The sequence below is a fragment of the Pseudomonas sp. Pdm06 genome (assembly GCF_014851795.1).
Taxonomy (GTDB): Bacteria; Pseudomonadota; Gammaproteobacteria; order Pseudomonadales; family Pseudomonadaceae; genus Aquipseudomonas; species Aquipseudomonas fluorescens_AA.
On record NZ_JACVAH010000022.1, the window covers coordinates 69,574 to 89,892 of the forward strand.

Genomic DNA, 20,319 nt, shown 5'->3' on the forward strand with positions numbered 1-20,319 from the left:
ATTGAGAGCTTGCACTATCGCACCGCTTCACATTCTCCAGGGAGGAGATGTCATGTACCAACAGGGCTTCAGCCTGATCGAACTGCTCATGGGACTGGCAATTGCCGCAATTGTTCTGCCGTGGGCCAACGCGGGCTACAAAGAACTGATCGAGTCCATCGAGCGCAAGGACACTGCGCAGTTGCTGATCAGCGGGTTACGCAGTGCGCGCAGCGAGGCCATCACGCGCAACCGGACGGTCGTGCTCAGGGGGATAGACAACGATTGGGGCCGGGGCTGGCGCATCACCCTGGACGATAAGGAGAAGACCGTGCTGATGGAGCGCAGCGCCAGCGCCCGGGTGGTCGGCAACCAGCCGGTCAAACGCCGGGTGAGGTTCGGCAGCCAAGGGGAAGCCCTGCACTCCAGTGGCGCATTCCAGGCAGGCACGCTGCATGTCTGCGCCAAACGCGGGCCGGTCAGCCATCATCAAGTGATACTGGCGCCTTCCGGTCGCGTGCGCCTGGAAAGCGTCGAAGCCAAACAGGCGCTGTGCGAAAAAGGACTTAAAGCAGGGAGCGCACGCGCAGCTCTTTCGGCATCGAGAACGTGATGTTCTCCTCGCGACCGGCCAGTTCATCGGCACCGGTGGCGCCCCAAGCCTGCAATTGCTGGATCACGCCACGCACCAGGACTTCCGGGGCGGAAGCACCGGCGGTGATGCCGATACGCTCGATGCCCTCGAACCAGCTGCGTTGCATGTCCTCGGCACCGTCGATCAGGTAAGCGGGCGTGGACATGCGCTCGGCCAGCTCGCGCAAGCGGTTGGAGTTGGAACTGTTCGGGCTGCCGACCACCAGCACCACATCGCATTCATTGGCCAGTTGCTTGACCGCATCCTGACGGTTCTGGGTGGCGTAGCAGATGTCATCCTTGCGCGGGCCGCCGATGGCCGGAAAGCGCGCGCGCAGGGCGTCGATCACCCGGCTGGTGTCGTCCATGGACAGGGTCGTCTGGGTCACGAAAGCCAGGCTATCGGGGTTGCGTACTTGCAAGGCCGCAACGTCATCCTCGTCTTCGACCAGGTAGATCGCACCGCCGTTGCTGGCATCGTATTGGCCCATGGTGCCTTCGACTTCCGGGTGGCCTTCATGGCCGATCAGGATGCACTCGCGACCGTCACGGCTGTAGCGCGCCACTTCGATATGCACCTTGGTCACCAATGGGCACGTCGCGTCGAACACCTTCAGGCCCCGGCCGGCGGCTTCGCTGCGCACGGCCTGGGAAACCCCGTGGGCACTGAAGATCACGATGACGTCGTCCGGCACCTGGTCCAGTTCCTCGACGAAAATGGCTCCGCGGCTGCGCAGGTCTTCGACGACGAATTTGTTGTGGACCACTTCGTGGCGCACGTAGATCGGCGGCCCGAAGACTTCCAGGGCGCGGTTGACGATTTCTATCGCCCGGTCCACACCGGCGCAGAAGCCACGGGGGTTGGCGAGTTTGATTTGCATGCTGTGCCTCGTGTCTGTGGGAGCGAGCCTGCTCGCGATGCGGTGGATCAGTCAACTCGACGGTGGCTGTGGCTCAGCTATCGCGAGCAGGCTCGCTCCCACAGGTAATGTGGGGGCGGTCATTGCCGTTAAATTTCAGAGCGCCTTGACGTCGAGGATTTCCACTTCGAAGTTCAAGGTCTTGCCCGCCAGCGGATGGTTGAAGTCCACGGTCACCTGGGCGTCATCGAACGCCTTCACCACACCCGGCAGCTCGGTATTGGCCGCGTCGTTGAAGATCACCAGCAGGCCCTCGGACAGCTCCATGTCCTGGAACTGGGAGCGTGGCATGGTCTGCACGTTTTGCGGGTTGGGCTGACCAAAGGCGTTTTCCGGTGGCACGACCACGGTGCGCTTGTCGCCGGCCTTGAAACCGAGGATCGCCGCTTCGAAGCCTGGCAGCAGGTTGCCGTCACCGACCTTGAACACCGCCGGGGCCTTGTCGAAGGTGCTGTCGACGGTGTCGCCGTTTTCCAGGTGCAGGGCGAAGTGAAGCTTCACTTCGGTGTTTTGAGCGATACGCTGCTCAGTCATGGACGGCTTCTCCGGTTTTCTTGCTCTTGAACATGTCCAGGGCGAGCATCACGGCGCCCACGCTGATGGCACTGTCGGCAAAGTTGAACGCCGGGAAATACCAGCGGTTCTGCCAATGCACCAGGATGAAATCGATGACGTGGCCCAGGGCGATGCGGTCATAGAGATTGCCCAACGCACCACCCAGCACCAAGGCCAGCGCCACGGCCAGCCAGGTCTCATTGCGCCCCAGGCGCTTGAGCCAGACCACCAGCACGGCACTGACCACGACGGCAATCAGGGCGAACAGCCAGCGCTGCCAGCCGGAACTGTCGGCCAGGAAACTGAACGCCGCCCCGGTGTTGTAGGCCAGGGTCCAGCTGAAGTAATCCGGGATGATCACGATCTGCTGGTACAGGGTCAACGAGCTTTCAAAGTAGAACTTGCTGGCCTGGTCGATGACCAGTACCAGCACGCTCAACCAGAGCCAGCCCAGCCGTCCGAAACGGCCCGCTGCGTTAGGCGCCACATTAGGCATAGTGGCGAACCTCGCCAGCACCGCTGATGTTGTCGACGCAACGACCGCAGATTTCCGGATGCTCCGGGTTCACGCCGACGTCTTCGCGGCAGTGCCAGCAGCGGGCGCACTTGGTGTGGTTCGACTTGACGATTTTCAGCTTCAGGCCGCTGACTTCGGTGGTCACCGCATCGGCCGGGGCCTGCACGAAAGGTGCAACGCTGGCGGTGGAGGTGATCAGCACGAAGCGCAGTTCGTTGCCCAACTTGGCCAGGTCGGCGCCCAGGGCCTCTTCGGCGTAGAGGGTGACTTCGGCCTGCAGGTTGCCGCCGACGGCCTTGGCCGCCCGCTGGATCTCCATTTCCTTGTTGACCGCAGCCTTGACCGCCATGACGCGGTCCCAATACGCACGGTCCAGCTCGAAGCCTTGCGGCAGTTCGGTCAGGCCTTCGTACCAAGTGTTGAGCATCACCGACTCGTTGCGCTCGCCCGGCAGGTATTGCCACAGCTCATCGGCGGTGAACGCCAGGATCGGCGCGATCCAGCGCACCAGGGCCTCGCTGATGTGGAACAGCGCGGTCTGGCACGAACGGCGCGCCTTGCTGTTGGCGCCGGTGGTGTACTGGCGGTCCTTGATGATGTCGAGGTAGAAACCACCGAGCTCCTGCACGCAGAAGTTGTGGATCTTGGAGTAGACGTTCCAGAAGCGGTATTCGCCGTAGTGCTCCTGCAATTCGCGTTGCAGCAACAGGGTACGGTCCACGGCCCAACGGTCCAGCGCGAGCATTTCTTCGGCCGGCAGCAGGTCGGTGGCCGGGTTGAAGCCGGTCAGGTTGGAAAGCAGGAAGCGAGCGGTGTTACGGATCCGCCGGTAGGCGTCCGCGCTGCGCTGCAGGATCTGCTCGGAAACGGCCATCTCGCCGGAATAGTCGGTGGAGGCCACCCACAGGCGCATGATGTCGGCGCCCAGGGTGTCGTTGACCTTCTGCGGCGCGATCACGTTGCCCAGGGACTTGGACATCTTGCGGCCGGACTCGTCGACGGTGAAGCCGTGGGTCAGCAGCTCGCGATACGGCGCGTGGTTGTCGATGGCGCAACCGGTCAGCAGCGACGAGTGGAACCAGCCACGGTGCTGGTCGGAGCCTTCCAGGTACAGGTCGGCGCGCGGGCCGCTCTCGTGGCCCATCGGGTGCGAACCGCGCAGCACGTGCCAATGGGTGGTGCCGGAGTCGAACCAGACGTCCAGGGTGTCGCTGATCTTGTCGTACAGCGGTGCTTCGTCACCCAACAGCTCAGCGGCATCGAGCTTGAACCAGGCTTCGATGCCTTCGGCTTCGACGCGCTTGGCCACGACTTCCATCAATTCGACGGTGCGCGGGTGCAACTCGCCGCTTTCCTTGTTCAGGAAGAACGGGATCGGCACGCCCCAGTTGCGCTGGCGGGAGATGCACCAGTCCGGACGATTGGCGATCATCGAGTGCAGGCGCGCCTGGCCCCAGGCCGGTACGAACTGGGTCTCTTCGATGGCCTTGAGCGAACGCTGGCGCAGGGTGTCGCCGCTGGTGGGCTGCTTGTCCATGCCGATGAACCACTGCGCGGTGGCGCGGTAGATCAGCGGGGTCTTGTGGCGCCAGCAGTGCATGTAGCTGTGTTCGATGACGGTGGTGTGCAGCAGCGCGCCAACTTCGCTCAGCTTATCGACGATGGCCGGGTTGGCTTTCCAGATGAACTGGCCGCCGAAGAACTCCAGCGACGACGCGTACACGCCATTGCTCTGCACCGGGTTGAGGATGTCGTCGTTGACCATGCCGTACTTCTTGCAGGTCACGAAGTCGTCGACGCCATAGGCTGGCGCGGAGTGAACCACGCCAGTGCCTGCGCCCAGTTCCACGTAGTCGGCCAGGTACACCGGCGACAGGCGGTCATAGAACGGATGACGGAAATTGATCAGTTCCAGCGCCGAACCCGGGGCGGTGGCGACCACCGAACCTTCGAGGTTGTAGCGGGCCAGGCAGGCTTCGACCAGTTCTTCGGCCAGCACCAGCAGCTTGTCGCCAACGTCGACCAGGGCGTAGGTGAATTCCGGGTGGACGTTCAGCGCCTGGTTGGCCGGGATGGTCCACGGGGTGGTGGTCCAGATCACGATCGACGCCGGCTTGGCCAGCTTGCCCAGGCCGAACGCGGTGGCGAGCTTGTCTTCATCGGCGATCGGGAACGCGACGTCGATGGTCGAGGACTTCTTGTTCTCGTACTCGACTTCCGCCTCGGCCAGGGCCGAACCGCAATCGAAGCACCAGTTCACTGGCTTGAGGCCCTTGAACACGAAACCACCCTCGACGATTTTCGCCAGGGCACGGATTTCGCCGGCTTCGTTCTTGAAGTCCATGGTCTTGTACGGGTTGGCAAAGTCGCCCAGCACGCCGAGGCGAATGAATTCGGACTTCTGCCCTTCGATCTGCTCGGTGGCGTAGGCACGGCACAGCTCGCGGGTCTTGTCCGCGCCCAGGTTCTTGCCGTGGGTCACTTCGACCTTGTGCTCGATCGGCAGGCCATGGCAGTCCCAGCCCGGGACATACGGCGCATCAAAACCCGACAGGGTCTTGGAGCGGATGATCATGTCCTTGAGAATCTTGTTCAGCGCGTGACCGATGTGGATGGTGCCGTTGGCGTACGGAGGGCCGTCGTGCAGGACGAACTTCGGACGATCCTTGCCAATTTCGCGCAACTTTCCGTACAGGCCAATGCTGTCCCAACGCTGCAGAATCTGTGGTTCGCGCTGAGGCAGGCCGGCCTTCATTGGGAAGGCGGTGTCCGGAAGGTTTAGCGTGGCTTTATAGTCGGTCATTTAAGGCTCTTCATTAGCGATTGGCGCTGGTTGCGACAAGGGCACGGGCGGCGGCGATATCTGCATGGATCGCCGTCTTGAGCGCCTCCAGAGAGGCAAAACGCTGCTCTTCACGCAGCTTATGGTGGAAAACCACCGTCAAACGCCGGTCATACAGATCGCCGGCAAAATCCAGAACATGTACTTCAAGATGGGCCTTGCCATCGCCCTGGACCGTGGGGCGCACGCCGATGTTGGCGACGCCGGGCCAGGTCTTGCCGTCGATCTCGACACTCACCAGGAACACCCCGGTCAGCGGCACACGACGACGCTTGAGCTGCACGTTGGCCGTCGGCGTGCCCAATTGGCGCGCCAACTTCTGCCCGTGCAGGATCCGCCCGGCAATCCGGTACGGCCGGCCGAGCAAGCGCTCGGCCAATTCGAAGTCGGCCGCCGCCAGGGCATTGCGGACCTGGGTGCTGCTGACGCGCAAGCCATCCATCTCGACGGTCTGCGCCGCTTCGACGGTGAAACCCTGGGCGATACCGGCCTGTTGCAGGTAATCGAAATCCCCGGACCGATCACAGCCGAAACGGAAATCATCGCCGACTTCCAGATGCTTCACATCGAGACCGCCAACCAGGATGGTATCGACGAATTCGGCGGCACTGAGCTTGCTCAGGCGCTGGTTGAAGGCCAGGCACAGGACCCGGTCGACACCTTCGGCGGCCAGCAGTTGCAGTTTGTCCCGCAACCGGGCCAGACGGGCCGGGGCGGTGTCCGGGGCGAAAAACTCCCGGGGCTGCGGCTCGAAAATCACCACGCAGCTGGGCACGCCCAACTCCAGCGCACGCTCGCGCAGTCGCGCCAGGATAGCCTGGTGGCCACGGTGAACACCGTCAAAGTTGCCAATAGTGGCGACACAGCCCCGATGCTGGGGGCGCAGGTTGTGGAGGCCTCGAACCAGCTGCATAACGCGCTTCTTGCTCATAAAGTGGCCGATTATAACCACACCCGGCGGCCGACGACAGGCAACACCGCACGCCAAAGTGATCGAACCGACAAAACCACTGCCCGGCCCGGGATTATCGAGGGCTCGCCCTCAGCTCAAGGCCTTGCGATTGAAGTCGCGCAGGCGGAACCCCATCAGCAGCAACATGCCGAAATACGCCACCACACCGGCAACCACCAGCACACCCAGACGCAGGAAACGCGCGAGCATCTGCCCCTCGCCCCAGGCCGGCATGAAATGCATCGCCCCCAGCAGGACCGCCGACATCACGGCCACGGCCACCAGCAGCTTGAGGCCGAACTTGCCCCAGCCCGGCTGTGGCTGATACATCTTTTGCTTGCGCAGTTGATAAAACAGCAGCCCGGCGTTGAGGCAAGCGCCGGCACTGATCGCCAGGGCCAGGCCGGCATGAGCCAACGGACCGATCAGCAACAGGTTGAACAACTGGGTCATCACCAGGGTGAAAATGGCGATCTTCACCGGCGTGCGGATGTTCTGCTGGGCGTAGAACCCTGGTGCCAGCACCTTGATCACGATGATCCCGAGCAAGCCCACCGAGTAAGCGATCAGCGCACGCTGGGTCATCAAGGCGTCGAACGCATTGAACTGGCCGTACTGGAACAACGAGACGGTCAACGGCTCGGCCAGGATCCCCAGCGCCAGGGAACATGGCAGCACCAGCACAAAGCACAGGCGCAGGCCCCAATCGAGAATTCGCGAGTATTCGTGGCGGTCCTGGCTGGCGTAGGTCTTGGCCAGGGTGGGCAGCAGGATCGTGCCCAGGGCCACGCCCAGCACGCCGGACGGCAACTCCATCAGGCGGTCGGCGTAGTACATCCACGACACCGAGCCGGCCACCAGGAACGAGGCAAAGATGGTGTTGATGATCAGGGAAATCTGGCTCACCGACACCCCCAGGATCGCCGGCAGCATCTGCTTCATCACCCGCCACACGCCGCTGTCGCGCAGGTTCAGCCGCGGCAGCACCAGCATGCCGATCTTTTTCAGATGCGGCAGTTGATAGAGCAGTTGCGCCAGGCCACCCACCAGCACCGCCCAGCCCAGGGCCATCACCGGTGGGTCGAAGTACGGCGTCAGGAACACGGCGAAGACGATCATGCTGACGTTGAGCAGGGTCGGCACAAAGGCCGGCACGGAAAAGCGGTTCCAGGTATTGAGGATCGCCCCGGCCAGGGACGACAGGGAAATCAGCAATATATAAGGAAAGGTCACCCGCAGCAGGTCCGCGGTGAGCTGGAATTTTTCCGGGGTGTCGGTGAAGCCCGGCGCCGTGGCCCAGATCACCCAGGGCGCGGCGAGCATGCCGGCGGCCGTGACCAGCGCCAGCACCAAGGTCAGCAGGCCGGTGACGTAGGCAATGAATGTGCGGGTTGCCTCATCGCCTTTCTGGCTTTTATATTCCGCCAGGATCGGCACGAAGGCCTGGGAGAACGCCCCCTCGGCGAAGATCCGCCGCAGCAGGTTGGGCAGCTTGAAGGCGATGAAGAAGGCGTCCGTCGCCATCCCGGCGCCGAATATCCGTGCGATCAGCGTATCGCGAACGAACCCCAGGATGCGGGAAAGCATCGTGATAGAGCTGACAGCGGCCAACGATTTGAGCAGATTCATGAAAAGAGTTTTTGCCTGTCGATAAACAGCAGGCGAACAACGCGCCCACTTGTGCGATACTCCGCGCCGCTAAACAGTGCAGAGCCAAAGCCCGCGAGTTTACAGGTCGCACGCCGGAAAGAAATCCTTCGGTGCGCAGCACCTGCCATTCAGCGGAACGCGTCACCCGCCCTTGACAAGACTTCAACTCATCGGCATGATTCGCGGCCTATTTTGTTTGCTATTTCCCAAAAAGTCTTTCGAGGAGCTCGACGGTGGCCAACACACCTTCCGCCAAAAAACGTGCAAAACAGGCTGAGAAGCGTCGCAGCCACAACGCCAGCCTGCGTTCCATGGTCCGTACCTACATCAAGAACGTAGTCAAGGCCATCGACGCAAAAGACGCTGAAAAAGCTCAAGCTGCTTACGTTCTGGCTGTGCCAGTTATCGACCGTATGGCCGATAAAGGCATCATCCACAAGAACAAGGCTGCTCGCCATAAGAGCCGCCTGAATGGCCACGTAAAGGCCCTGAACGTTGCCGCTGCTGCCTAAGCGACACGCTCATTAAAAAACCGACCTCAGGGTCGGTTTTTTATTGCCCGGGATTTAACAGGCACCGCACAAACAATGTGGGGGCAGCCCCCTGTGGGAGCAAGGCTTGCCCGCGACAGCATCGCCTCAGCATTAAGATAGACCGAGGCGCCTGCATCGCGGGCAAGCCTTGCTCCCACACAACTCACAATGAGCGTGCCCGAACTATTGAGTACGAGCCCACGGCAAGATCGGGATAGCCGTCACCGCATTCTGCGGGCTGCCCTCGATCACGCGGTCGCTGTAGACCAGGTACACCAGCGTATTGCGCTTCTTGTCGAGAAAGCGCACCACTTGCATGGTCTTGAACACCAGGGAAGTACGCTCCTTGAACACTTCCTCGCCATCCTTGAGCTCACCCTTGAAGTTGATGGGCCCGACCTGGCGACAGGCGATGGACGCTTCGGCGCGATCCTCGGCAAGGCCCAGGCCACCCTTCACACCGCCGGTCTTGGCCCGCGACAGGTAACAGGTCACGCCATCCACCTTGGGATCATCGAATGCCTCGACCACAATCCGGTCGTTCGGCCCGACAAACTTGAACACCGTCGACACCTGGCCAATTTCCTCGGCCGACGCCAACAGCGGCACCGCCAGCAGCAAGCCGATCAATCCTTTTGCCAAACCCATGATTTTTCCTTAGACGAGGATCAGGTTGTCACGGTGGACCAGCTCAGGCTCCGCCATGTAACCCAACAGACCGACAATCGCATCAGACGATTGACCGATGATTTTCTGCGCTTCCAGGGCGCTGTAGTTGGCCAGGCCACGGGCGATCTCGCGACCGTCCGGCGCCACGCACACGACCATTTCGCCGCGACGGAAACTGCCCTGGACCAGCTTCACACCCACCGGCAGCAGGCTTTTGTTGCCCTGGGACAACGCCGTCACGGCGCCCGCATCCAGCACCAGGGTGCCACGGGTTTGCAGGTGCCCGGCCAGCCATTGCTTGCGCGCCGCCAGCATGCCGCGCTCAGGGGACAGCAAAGTGCCGATGCGCTCGCCCGCCTTCAGACGATCCAGCACCCGCTCCAGCCGACCGCCGACAATGATAGTGTGAGCCCCGGAGCGCGCCGCCAGACGCGCCGCACGCAGCTTGGTCTGCATGCCGCCGCGCCCCAGCGCACCGCCCGTGCCGCCCGCCACCGCGTCCAGCGCCGGGTCGTCGGCACGGGCTTCGTAGATCAGCTTGGCATCGGGGTTATTGCGCGGATCGGCGTCGAACATGCCGTCGCGATCCGTGAGGATCACCAACAGGTCCGCCTCCACCAGGTTCGCCACCAGCGCGGCCAGGGTGTCGTTATCGCCGAAACGGATCTCGTCGGTGACCACCGTGTCGTTCTCGTTGATCACCGGGATGACCTTCAGCTCCACCAGCGCCCGCAAGGTACTGCGGGCATTGAGGTAGCGCTTGCGGTCGGACAGGTCGTCATGGGTCAGCAGAATCTGCGCCGTATGGCGACCGTGCTCGGCAAAGCTCGACTCCCAAGCCTGCACCAGGCCCATCTGGCCAATGGCGGCGGCCGCCTGCAGTTCATGCATCGCGCTGGGTCGCGACGTCCAGCCCAAACGGCTCATACCGGCTGCCACAGCCCCCGAAGAGACCAACACCAACTCGACGCCAGCCTCATGCAGGGCCACCATCTGCTCGACCCACACCGCCATTGCCTGGCGATCCAGCCCCTTGCCATCCGCCGTCAGCAGTGCGCTACCGATCTTCACGACCCAGCGCCGCGCACCCGTCACCTTGCTCCGCATCATCTTCAACCTTTGCCAGCGAACGGCGCGACCCAGCGCCGCCCATGGGATTATTCGTATTTGCGTTTTACAGATACCAAAACGCCGCTCGAATGAGCGGCGCCTTGGGAACCGGCTTGCCGGCGATGATAACACTGCGCTGAAACACTTGAACCAGTGGGAGCGAGCTTGCTCGCGATAGCGGCGTGCCAGCTAACAACTATGCCAACTGACAGACCGCTTTCGCGAGCAAGCTCGCTCCCACAGGTTCTGGCTCAACTGAGTGGTATCACCACAAGATCAGTCGCGAACGTAGATGATTTCCGGACCGTCTTCGTCATCCACATCTTCTTCGTCCCAATCGTCGTCACCGATGTCATGAACCGACTTGACGCCACTGCGACGCAGGGCGCGCTGGTCGTCCAGCGCCTGCAACTGGGCACGGGCCTCGTCTTCGATACGCTGGTCGAGCTCGGCCAGTTCTTCCTTGTAGGCCGGATCGTTGGCCAGGCGGTCGGCGCGATCTTCCAGGTAACGCATGATGTCGTGGCACAGGCGCTCGGTGCCTTCTTTGGCGATGGCCGAGATCACATAGACCGGACCTTCCCACTCCAGGCGGTCGACGATTTCCTTGACCCGCTCTTCGTGCTCTTCTTCGAGGATCTGGTCGCACTTGTTCAGCACCAGCCAACGATCACGCTCGGCCAGGGCCGGACTGAACTTGGTCAGCTCGTTGACGATGACTTCGGCAGCATCGGCGGCATCGGTTTCATCCAGCGGCGCCATGTCGACGAGGTGCAGCAACAGACGGGTACGGGACAAGTGCTTGAGGAAACGAATCCCCAGGCCCGCGCCCTCGGAAGCCCCTTCGATCAGCCCTGGAATGTCGGCGATCACGAAACTCTTCCAACGGTCGACGCTGACCACGCCCAGGTTCGGCACCAGGGTGGTGAACGGGTAATCGGCCACTTTCGGCTTGGCCGCCGACACCGAGCGAATGAAAGTACTTTTACCGGCGTTCGGCAGGCCCAGCAGGCCCACGTCGGCCAACACTTTCATTTCCAGCTTCAGATCACGCTGCTCGCCGGGCTTGCCTGGCGTGGTCTGGCGCGGCGCACGGTTGGTGCTGGACTTGAAACGGGTGTTGCCCAGGCCGTGCCAGCCGCCATGGGCGACCAGCAGACGCTGGCCAGCCTTGGTCAGGTCGCCAATCACTTCCTGGGTGGCCGAATCGATCACCGTGGTGCCGACTGGCACGCGCAGGATCAGGTCTTCGCCCTTCTTGCCGGTGCAGTCGGTGCTGCCGCCGTTGGAGCCACGCTCGGCATCGAAGTGCCGGGTGTAACGGTAGTCCACCAGGGTGTTGAGGTTTTCGTCGGCGAGCATGTAGATCGAGCCGCCGTCCCCCCCATCACCGCCGTTCGGGCCACCGTTTTCAATGAATTTTTCCCGACGGAAACTCATGCAACCATTGCCGCCGTCGCCGGCCTTCACTCGAATCGATACTTCATCAACAAACTTCATGACACACGCCTCTCGCCATACGGACGAGCCAAAAAAACAAGACATAAGACTCTTGCAAAAATGAGCGCAGCGACCTGATGACACGCCCCAACCGCAGCGCCGACAGCCCATACAAACAGTTTTGCAAGAGACTCACCCCACAAACGAAAAAGCCCCGTCGCAAGACAGGGCTTTTCCAGCGGTCTCGCAATTAAGCTGCGATAACGCTTACGTAACGACGACCGAAGGCGCCTTTTACTTCGAACTTGATCACACCTTCGACTTTAGCGAAGAGGGTGTGATCTTTACCCATGCCCACGCCGTAGCCAGCGTGGAATTGGGTGCCGCGCTGACGCACGATGATGTTGCCTGCTTTGATAGCCTGGCCGCCATACATCTTCACGCCAAGGCGTTTGGCTTCTGAGTCGCGACCGTTACGGGTACTACCACCAGCTTTTTTGTGTGCCATGAGTTCAATTCTCCTAGTGAGGAATTAGGCTGAAATTAAGCCTGAATACCGGTGATTTTGATCTCGGTGTACCACTGGCGGTGGCCCATGCGCTTCATGTGGTGCTTACGACGACGGAACTTGATGATGCGGACTTTATCGTGACGACCTTGGGAGATCACTTCAGCCACAACGGTAGCGCCAGCAACGACTGGAGCGCCGATATTCACGTCATCGCCATTGGCGACCAACAGAACGCGATCAAAAGTCACGGATTCGCCGGTAGCGATTTCCAGTTTTTCGATCTTCAGGTATTCACCTGGGGCGACCTTGTATTGCTTGCCACCAGTAACAATTACTGCGTACGACATGGTATTTCTCCGATAATCCTGCTCACCCAGCGCTTTATAAGAAGAGGTATTGGCTGGCATGGCTGCATGGGCTGGAAGGCCCGGATGCAATTGCGTAAGGCAGGTGCTGCCCAGGAAGTTCAGGGTGCGCGATTGTACGCAAGCCACGAGAGCCTTGCAAGTAGCCGTCTATCGCGCCTTGACACCTGCGGACGTGGGTCCTAGCATGCCGCGCAACCCTTCTGGAGCACCTGTCGCTGATGCAACCCCAAGCTTTCTACCGCGCGGTGGCGGACGATTTTAGCGCCGTCGACGGCATCATCAAGAAGCAGCTGACTTCCCGCGTGCCTCTGGTATCGAAAATCGGCGACTACATCACTTCGGCGGGTGGTAAACGCCTGCGTCCTTTATTGGTGCTGCTGTGCGGCAAGGCCCTGGGTCGCGAAGGCGACGACATGCGCCTGCTGGCCGCTACCATCGAATTCCTGCACACCGCGACCCTGCTGCACGACGACGTGGTCGACATGTCGGGCATGCGCCGTGGCCGTTCGACCGCCAACGCCATGTGGGGCAACGCCCCGAGCGTGCTGGTGGGCGACTTCCTGTATTCGCGCTCGTTCGAAATGATGGTCGAGCTGGGCTCGATGCCGGTGATGAAGATCCTGTCCCAGGCCACGCGCATCATCGCCGAAGGCGAAGTGCTGCAGTTGTCCAAGGTACGCGATGCCAGCACCACGGAAGAGACCTACATGGAAGTCATCCGCGGCAAGACCGCGATGCTCTTCGAAGCCTCGACCCACAGCGCCGCTGCCCTGGCCGGTGCCAGTACCGAGCAGAGCGAAGCGTTGCGCACCTTTGGCGACCACCTGGGCGTGGCCTTCCAGTTGGTGGACGACCTGCTCGACTACAAGGGCGACGCCGAGACCCTGGGCAAGAACGTCGGTGACGACCTGGCCGAAGGCAAGCCGACCCTGCCGCTGATCTACACCATGCGCGAAGGCACGCCAGAGCAGGCGGCGCTGGTACGCCAGGCGATCCAGAAAGGCGGGATCGAAGACCTGGAAAGCATCCGTATCGCGGTCGAAGCCTCCGGCTCGCTGGAGTACACCGCGAAACTGGCCCGGGACTACGTCGCCCGCGCGATCAAATGCCTCGACGCCCTGCCGCCCAGCGAATACCGCGATGCCCTGGTGGAACTGAGCGAATTTGCGGTGGCTCGTACCCACTGATTGCATGAAAACCTGTGGGAGCGAGCAAGCTCGCTCCCACAGGGGGATTTCACCGCCCTGCCCTTTGCGGCCTAAAACCCTATATAATGTGCGCCCTTTTGCCCTCCTGATACCCAAGGAACCTTAGTGAGCACGTTGCCTCCCTGCCCGAAATGCAATTCCGAATACACCTACGAAGACGGCACCCAGCTGGTCTGCCCGGAGTGTGCCCACGAATGGTCCGCCAGCGGCGAAGCTGAAGCGGCGTCCGACGACACCGTGAAGAAAGATTCGGTCGGCAATGTCTTGCAGGACGGCGACACCATCACCGTGATCAAGGACCTCAAGGTCAAGGGCACCTCGCTGGTGGTCAAGGTCGGCACCAAGGTCAAGAACATCCGCCTGTGCGAAGGCGACCACGATATCGATTGCAAGATCGACGGCATCGGCCCGATGAAACTCAAATCCGAGTTCGTCAGAAAAGTCTGATTCGGCTGTATTCCATCCCATGCCCCGCGTGTGGGATGGAGCTGCACCCTCCCCGCTTCAGCCCCATTTCTCGGGCCTTAGCCAAGTGCCAACCGCCTTGAGCTGGCACAACCCATCGTCAGAAAAACAATCGCAACGCCAATAGAGACTTGCTATTTAGCGAATAAGAATTATTCTCATCGAACCCATCAAGGAGATGAGAACCATGACTTATTTGATCGATGCCTGGCTGGACCGCCCACACCCCTACCTCAGGATCCTGCATCGGGAAACCGGGGAAGTCTGTGCGGTGCTTGAAGAAGAAGCCTTGAACGAGCTGCAGGACCAAGGAGACCTGGACCTCAACAGCCTCAATTCCAGTGAGCCGCTGGTGCTCAAGGAGCTGGTGCGCAATCTGTTCCTGTTCTGCTATGCCCGGGCGTTGCGCCCTACGGGTGATTTCAGCGGCAGGTTTCACGGATGAGCAAAAATAACCTGTGGGAGCGAGCTTGCTCGCGATGGCGGTGTGTCAGCAACGAGCATGTCGACTGACTGTCCGCTTTCGCGAGCAAGCTCGCTCCCACAGTTTTTTGTCCGGCGGTAAAACCGGACAGGGTCTTACAGCACGTCCAGCAACTCGACGTCGAACACCAGCACGCTGTGCGGCGGGATGCTGCCAACGCCTTGAGCGCCGTAAGCCAGTTCGCTCGGCACGTACAGGCGCCATTTGCTGCCGGCATTCATCAGTTGCAGCGCTTCGGTCCAGCCTGGGATCACGCCGCCTACCGGGAATTCGGCTGGCTGGCCACGATCGTAGGAGCTGTCGAACACAGTGCCGTCGATCAGGGTGCCGTGGTAGTGGGTACGCACCTGGTCTTCACGGGTCGGCTTGGCGCCTTCACCCTGGGTCAGCACTTCGAACTGCAGGCCGGAAGCCAGGGTGGTGATGCCTTCACGCTTGGCGTTTTCCGCCAGGAACGCACGGCCTTCACCCGCAGCGGCTTCAGCCTTGGCGGCTGCTTCGGCTTGCATGATTTCACGAATGACCTTGAAGCTGGCGGACATCTCGTCCTGGCCCACGCGGCTTGGCTTGCCGGCGAACGCGTCGGTCAGGCCGGCCAGGATGGCATCCAGGCTGACACCCGGTGGCGGGTTGTCGCGCAGTTGGTCGCCCAACTGACGGCCAATGCCGTAGCTGACGCGGGTTTCGTCGGTGGACAGGTTAACTTCGGACATGATGCTGCTCCGCTGTGCGGACGGCTCGAGAGTTGCCGTGCGTGACACAGCGCCTCCCGGAGCGCCCGGAACCAAAAGGGCGAGCAGACTAGCACAGATGCCACGGCGGGTGACGAGCCCTCACGTCAAAGCAATCCGCCAGAAACGACAACGCCCGCCTGCAGTTCGCCAGGCGGGCGTTGCGCCAGCGCGAGGAACGGGCCTCAGTGCTTGGTCAGTTTGTCCAGGTACCCCATGGCAAAGGCCGAGACCACGAAGGTCATGTGGATGATCACGTACCACATCAGGTGCTCGGGATCGACGTTCTTGGCGTCCATGAAAATGCGCAGCAGGTGGATGGAGGAAATGGCCACGATCGAGGCAGCGACTTTCATCTTCAGCGATGAAGAGTCCATGGTGCCCAGCCAGTTGAGCTTTTCCTTGTCGGAGTCGATGTCCAATTGTGAAACGAAGTTCTCGTAGCCGGAAATCATCACCATCACCAGCAGGCCGCCCACCAGCGCCATGTCGATCAGCGACAGCAGCACCAGGATCAGCTCGGACTCGGCCATGGCGAACACATTGGGGATGATGTGAAAGACTTCCTGGAAGAATTTCAGCGCCAAGGCCAGCAAGCCCAGGGACAGCCCGAAATAGATCGGCGCCAGCAGCCAACGGGAGGCGTACATTGCATTTTCGATAAAGCGTTCCATTGAGTCTCACACCTGGGCTGAAAAATCGCGGCGAGTATATCAGCCACGACCTGCCCCACAAATGCCGGGGCCATCCCTGGTCCCTGCTCTTGTGTCAAAATTTTTCTGCGAGTGCCCGTGCGGCGATGGCCTTCAATGCAGCGGACGAAACTCGAAGCCGCCGACATTGCGACAACGGCCTCCATTGATTTCACGCAGTTGGGCCTGCATGTGCAAGGACCAGATCTGCGGGTCGTCGGCCAGCTCATAGCCGTGCAAGGTCAGGCTCTGCACAATGGTATCGAGGATGGATTCGGCGGCAGTCGGGCCGGGAAATGGCCCCTGGGCCTTGATGGCGGAGGGTTGTTCGCCAGCCATTCCGGCGGCGAAGAGCAAGGTCCACATACCGGTATCTCCCGCCAGGGGGCGGATGGCGCATTCGATACGGGTGACAAGGCCCAGGCATTGACGAGTGAGGCAAAGGTTGCGCGACATGGCGGCGCCCCTCGGTAGATCCGGTATTCAGTCTCGGGAAGAGGCTGTTTCGATCCAATGATGACTCTCGTTATCCTTGAGCTGAGGATAGAAGAAAAGTTCCGGCCCCACGGGTTTTCGAGACCGGAATACGCCGAGCGGTCATAGTGTGAATATTGACGCCAAAGTGGCGTCACTTTTGAAACTTAATCCACAAAACATTGATTGTGAGAGCAAGCCTGTGGGAGCAAAGCTTGCTCGCGATGAGGTTGCCACATGCAACACTTCTGCTGACTGGACAAATGCTATCGCGAGCAAGCTTTGCTCCCACAAGCCCGCTCCCACAGGGCTTATCGGCGATCAAGAGAACATCAAGCCGGCTTGGCCTCCGCCAAGGCCTGCTGCGCCAGTTCCTTTTCCGCTTCCTTGATGTCGTCTTCGCTGATCATTTCCGCGATCACCCGCAGCCGCTCCACCACCCTGGCGTTGACGCTGCCCTCCGGGAACTCGCCGTTTTCATCCGGCTCACCGGCAGGCTCGCCCACCAGCAGGCTCAAGGCTTCGTCGGCCTGACGCACCGCATAGACGTGGAACTGCCCGGCGCGCACGGCGGCCAGCACTTTCTCGTCGAGCATCAGCGTCGCGACGTTGGCCTGGGGAATGATCGCCCCCTGCTCACCGGTCAACCCTCGGGCTTCGCAGAGGCGGAAGAAGCCTTCGATCTTCTCGTTGACCCCACCCACCGCCTGCACTTCACCGAACTGGTTGATCGAGCCGGTGATGGCGAAGCACTGCTTCAGCGGCGTCTTCGACAGGGCCGAGATCAGCGTACACGCCTCGCCCAGGGACGCGCTGTCGCCGTCCACGTAACCGTAGGATTGCTCCAGGGCGATGCTGGCCGAGATCGCCAGCGGGAATTCCTGGGCATAACGGCTGCCCAGGTAACCGGTGAGGATCATCACGCCCTTGGAGTGGATCGGTTGGCCAAGGTTGACCTCCCGCTCGATGTCGACGATGCCGCTACCGCCCGGGTACACCGTGGCGGAAATCCGCGCCGGCACGCCAAACGCCGAATCGCCGACCTCCAGCACCGTCAGCCCGTTGCATTTGCCCACGGCCGCGCCCGCGGTGTCGATCAGGATGATCCCCGCCAACATGTCGTCGAGGATCCGCGCCGAGACGCGTCCGGTACGGGTGGCCTTGGCCTTGAGGGCACGTTCGATATGGCCGGCATCGGTCATCTCGTCACCGGCCAGCTGGCGGATGAAGTCCGCCTCGCTGACCAGTTGGAACAGGTCGCCGATGCGCGCCGACAAGCGCCCCTGGTGCTCGGCCAGCCGGGCACTGTAGGTCGCCAGGCGCGCCACCGCATCGGCGGTCAGCGGCGCCATGCCTTCTTCCGAAGTGCGGGTCTTGAGCAACTGGGCGAACTGCTCCAGGCTCTCGTCGCCCATCGGGATGTCTTCGTCGAAATCCACCAACACGCGAAACATTTCCTGGAAGTCCGGATCCAGGTCCTGCAAGGCGTAATAGAGCTGACGGGCGCCGATGATCACGACCTTGACCTGCAACGGGATGTGCTGCGGCGTCAGGGTCACCGTGGCCAACCGTCCCAGCTCCCCCAGGGGTGACTCCATCTTCAGCTTGCGCGATTGCAGGGCGCGCTTGAGCGCATCCCATACGAACGGCTCGCCAAGCATTTTTTCCGCTTCAAGGATCAGGAAACCGCCATTGGCCCGGTGCAAGGCACCCGGACGCAGCTGTCGGTACGTGGTGTAGAGCGCGCCCTGGTCGGTGCTGTATTCAATCCGGCCGAACAGGTTGTCGTAGGTCGGGTGCGGCTCGAACACCACCGGCGCGCCACCGCTGGACGGATGCCCGACCACCAGGCTTGGCGCGTACTGCTCTTCCAGCAGCTTGCGGGCGATGGCGTCGCTCTTGCTGTCGTCCACCAGTTGCTCGACCACGGTCTTGAGCAGATAGACCTGCATCGCTTGCAGGTAGCCACAGACCGCGGCGTTCTCCGCGTACTTTTCCGACAGCGGCGCCAGCAGCGGTTGCAGGGCCAGGGTGATGGTTTCTTCGTTGAGCTGGCGCAACTGGTTGCTGGACTCGCGCTTCCATTGCGGCAGGCTGGCGAGCTCTTCGTTCAAGCGCTCTTCCAGGCCGGAGATGTCCTCGTGGAAACGCTCGCGCTCGGCCTCCGGCAACTGGGCGAATTCCGCCTCGTCCAGGGCCTTGCCTTCGCTCATCGGCGTGAAGGCGATGTTGCTGCTGTCACGGTACAGCGCGACATCCTTCTCCAGCGCCAGGCGCTCGATCACATCCAGGGCCCGGTCGTAGCGCTGGTTGAAAGCGCGGTCGATGGCGCTTTTTTTCTGCTGGTAGGACGGATGCTCGAACACCGCCGGAAAGGTCGCCAGCAGGTTGTCGATCAAGCCGTTGATGTCACCGATGAACGCACCGGCCGTGCCGGACGGCAGCTCCAGGGCACGGGGTTCGCGGGGCTCATCGAAATTATTGACGTAGACCCAGTCCGCCGGGGTCTGCAGGCGCTTGCCTTCGGCCTTGAGGTAGCGTTTGACGAAGGAAAACCGGCCGGTGCCGGGCTCGCCCATGACAAATACGTTGTAACCGGGGCGCGGCATGGCCACGCCGAACTGCAAGGCTTCGACCGCACGTTCCTGGCCAAGCACACCGCGAAAGGGCTCCAGATCATTGGTGGTAGAGAAGCTGAACTGTTCAGCGGAAAACGGACGGGTCAGCGCTTCGGGCGCTAGACGCAAGCTGGCAGCAACAGGATCAGGCATCGGGCTTCCTTACATCAGGCGGGGCAGATAGCGGCATTCTGGCGCTGCCTGCACCTGACTGGCAAGGAGCGCCTCAGACCAAAGCATAGTCAATGGGAAAACCCCGGGCGGGGCCCCGTAAACAGAGGATCCCCAGTAATGTTTTTGCAAAATGTCACGGAACCCTGGGATCGTGCCTAAACTCCAAAGTGCGCGGCTGGAACAATAACCGGCCCACTGGCAGCTGTAGGGGCCAGACCCTGTCCATTGGTATGCACATAAAGAGAACATAGCTATGAAACGGATTCTTCTCGGTACTCTCTTCACCGCTGTATCCCTCAACGCCATGGCTCAGGCGCCGGGCGGCCCGGATTGCGGCTGGGGCAACATGCTGTTCGAAGGTCAGCGTGGCACTCCGGCACACTTCCTGGCATCCACCACCAACGGCACTTCCGGTAACGCCACCTTCGGCATGACCTCCGGCACCAACGGCTGCTCGACCAACGCGGCACTGACCTACGGTGGCAAGTCCTGGCTGGCCATGAATGGCATGATGAACGAGCTGTCCGAAGACATGGCCAAGGGTCAGGGCGAAGCGCTGACCACCTATGCCGTGGTACTGGGCGTGGCGCCGGAAGATCGCGCACACTTCTCCGCCGTTACCCACGAGCACTTCCAGCAGATCTTCAGCAAGGCTGACGTGACCGCAGAAGATGTGCATACCAACACCCTGGCCGTACTGAAAAGCGACCCTCGCCTGGCCAAGTACGCCACTCAAGCTTAAGCTCGGCAGCACTCGCTCCTCTCGGGGAGCGGGTTTTCTTTTTGGGGCCCCA

General features: G+C 61.5%; 21 protein-coding genes. 6 read left to right on the forward strand and 15 right to left on the reverse strand.

The genetic code is table 11. The features are described from left to right. Positions 1-52: 52 nt before the first annotated feature. Positions 53-592 carry a GspH/FimT family pseudopilin gene (locus IB266_RS28130; RefSeq protein ID WP_192263787.1) on the forward strand — a complete coding sequence of 180 codons (540 nt, stop codon included), beginning with the start codon at positions 53-55 and terminating at the stop codon, positions 590-592. Here the strand turns inward: IB266_RS28130 and ispH are convergent. From ispH to murJ, 6 genes are all read right to left on the reverse strand, one after another. Further along, the gene (ispH, locus tag IB266_RS28135; protein ID WP_060740559.1) at positions 546-1,493 is read right to left on the reverse strand and encodes a 4-hydroxy-3-methylbut-2-enyl diphosphate reductase; all 948 of its coding nucleotides are present in this window, start codon (positions 1,491-1,493) and stop codon (positions 546-548) included. The two genes, IB266_RS28130 and ispH, sit on opposite strands and share 47 nt — an antisense overlap. A gap of 135 nt (positions 1,494-1,628) precedes the next feature. Then, a complete protein-coding gene (gene fkpB / locus IB266_RS28140) occupies positions 1,629-2,066 on the reverse strand; it encodes an FKBP-type peptidyl-prolyl cis-trans isomerase (protein WP_192263790.1) in 438 nt (145 codons plus the stop codon). Beyond that, on the reverse strand, positions 2,059-2,583 hold the full coding sequence (gene lspA / locus IB266_RS28145; protein WP_092172460.1) for a signal peptidase II: 525 nt from the start codon (positions 2,581-2,583) through the stop codon (positions 2,059-2,061). The genes fkpB and lspA overlap by 8 nt, the downstream gene beginning before the upstream one ends. Then, the gene (gene ileS / locus IB266_RS28150) at positions 2,576-5,407 is read right to left on the reverse strand and encodes an isoleucine--tRNA ligase (RefSeq protein WP_192263793.1); all 2,832 of its coding nucleotides are present in this window, start codon (positions 5,405-5,407) and stop codon (positions 2,576-2,578) included. The genes lspA and ileS overlap by 8 nt, the downstream gene beginning before the upstream one ends. A 13-nt stretch (positions 5,408-5,420) precedes the next feature. Continuing rightward, positions 5,421-6,359 (reverse strand): bifunctional riboflavin kinase/FAD synthetase, encoded by a 939-nt coding sequence (gene ribF, locus IB266_RS28155; protein ID WP_083564563.1) that lies wholly within the window; start codon positions 6,357-6,359, stop codon positions 5,421-5,423. Positions 6,360-6,488: 129 nt separating this feature from the next. Beyond that, positions 6,489-8,027, reverse strand: coding sequence for a murein biosynthesis integral membrane protein MurJ (gene murJ, locus IB266_RS28160; RefSeq protein WP_072411894.1), 1,539 nt, complete (start codon positions 8,025-8,027; stop codon positions 6,489-6,491). Positions 8,028-8,281: 254 nt separating this feature from the next. Here murJ and rpsT point away from each other — a divergent pair, with 254 nt between their 5' ends. After that, entirely contained in the window at positions 8,282-8,560 is a 279-nt protein-coding gene (gene rpsT / locus IB266_RS28165; protein ID WP_003185593.1) for a 30S ribosomal protein S20, read from the forward strand. Positions 8,561-8,764: 204 nt separating this feature from the next. Here the strand turns inward: rpsT and IB266_RS28170 are convergent, their stop codons facing one another. From IB266_RS28170 to rplU, 5 genes are all read right to left on the reverse strand, one after another. After that, positions 8,765-9,229: a CreA family protein gene (locus tag IB266_RS28170; RefSeq protein ID WP_192263796.1), complete on the reverse strand. Its 465-nt coding sequence runs from the start codon at positions 9,227-9,229 to the stop codon at positions 8,765-8,767. Between the two features lie 9 nt (positions 9,230-9,238). Continuing rightward, on the reverse strand, positions 9,239-10,357 hold the full coding sequence (gene proB / locus IB266_RS28175) for a glutamate 5-kinase (RefSeq protein WP_072411890.1): 1,119 nt from the start codon (positions 10,355-10,357) through the stop codon (positions 9,239-9,241). A 279-nt stretch (positions 10,358-10,636) separates the two neighbouring features. Next, positions 10,637-11,860: an Obg family GTPase CgtA gene (gene cgtA, locus IB266_RS28180; protein ID WP_060740551.1), complete on the reverse strand. Its 1,224-nt coding sequence runs from the start codon at positions 11,858-11,860 to the stop codon at positions 10,637-10,639. 190 nt (positions 11,861-12,050) lie between these two features. Next, positions 12,051-12,308: a 50S ribosomal protein L27 gene (rpmA, locus tag IB266_RS28185; protein WP_003205738.1), complete on the reverse strand. Its 258-nt coding sequence runs from the start codon at positions 12,306-12,308 to the stop codon at positions 12,051-12,053. Positions 12,309-12,343: 35 nt separating this feature from the next. Then, complete coding sequence (rplU, locus tag IB266_RS28190) at positions 12,344-12,658, reverse strand: 50S ribosomal protein L21 (protein ID WP_003176051.1); 315 nt, start codon at positions 12,656-12,658, stop codon at positions 12,344-12,346. A gap of 239 nt (positions 12,659-12,897) precedes the next feature. Between rplU and IB266_RS28195 the strand changes: the two genes are divergently transcribed. The 3 genes from IB266_RS28195 (at position 12,898) to IB266_RS28205 (ending at position 14,797) form a co-directional block, all read left to right on the forward strand. Then, positions 12,898-13,866: a polyprenyl synthetase family protein gene (locus IB266_RS28195; RefSeq protein WP_192263799.1), complete on the forward strand. Its 969-nt coding sequence runs from the start codon at positions 12,898-12,900 to the stop codon at positions 13,864-13,866. A gap of 126 nt (positions 13,867-13,992) precedes the next feature. Next, on the forward strand, positions 13,993-14,334 hold the full coding sequence (locus tag IB266_RS28200) for a zinc ribbon domain-containing protein YjdM (RefSeq protein ID WP_192263802.1): 342 nt from the start codon (positions 13,993-13,995) through the stop codon (positions 14,332-14,334). Positions 14,335-14,539: 205 nt separating this feature from the next. Continuing rightward, entirely contained in the window at positions 14,540-14,797 is a 258-nt protein-coding gene (locus IB266_RS28205) for a hypothetical protein (protein WP_003205743.1), read from the forward strand. Positions 14,798-14,931: 134 nt separating this feature from the next. Here the strand turns inward: IB266_RS28205 and IB266_RS28210 are convergent, their stop codons facing one another. The 4 genes from IB266_RS28210 to IB266_RS28225 form a co-directional block, all read right to left on the reverse strand. Beyond that, positions 14,932-15,549 carry an FKBP-type peptidyl-prolyl cis-trans isomerase gene (locus IB266_RS28210; RefSeq protein WP_003205746.1) on the reverse strand — a complete coding sequence of 206 codons (618 nt, stop codon included), beginning with the start codon at positions 15,547-15,549 and terminating at the stop codon, positions 14,932-14,934. A gap of 203 nt (positions 15,550-15,752) precedes the next feature. Continuing rightward, positions 15,753-16,241, reverse strand: coding sequence for a TIGR00645 family protein (locus IB266_RS28215; protein ID WP_047230159.1), 489 nt, complete (start codon positions 16,239-16,241; stop codon positions 15,753-15,755). 132 nt (positions 16,242-16,373) lie between these two features. Further along, complete coding sequence (locus tag IB266_RS28220) at positions 16,374-16,715, reverse strand: hypothetical protein (protein ID WP_013694243.1); 342 nt, start codon at positions 16,713-16,715, stop codon at positions 16,374-16,376. A 350-nt stretch (positions 16,716-17,065) separates the two neighbouring features. Then, complete coding sequence (locus IB266_RS28225) at positions 17,066-19,504, reverse strand: Lon protease family protein (protein ID WP_192263805.1); 2,439 nt, start codon at positions 19,502-19,504, stop codon at positions 17,066-17,068. A gap of 274 nt (positions 19,505-19,778) precedes the next feature. Between IB266_RS28225 and IB266_RS28230 the strand changes: the two genes are divergently transcribed. After that, positions 19,779-20,267 carry a DUF3015 domain-containing protein gene (locus tag IB266_RS28230; RefSeq protein WP_057451579.1) on the forward strand — a complete coding sequence of 163 codons (489 nt, stop codon included), beginning with the start codon at positions 19,779-19,781 and terminating at the stop codon, positions 20,265-20,267. Positions 20,268-20,319 lie beyond the last annotated feature (52 nt).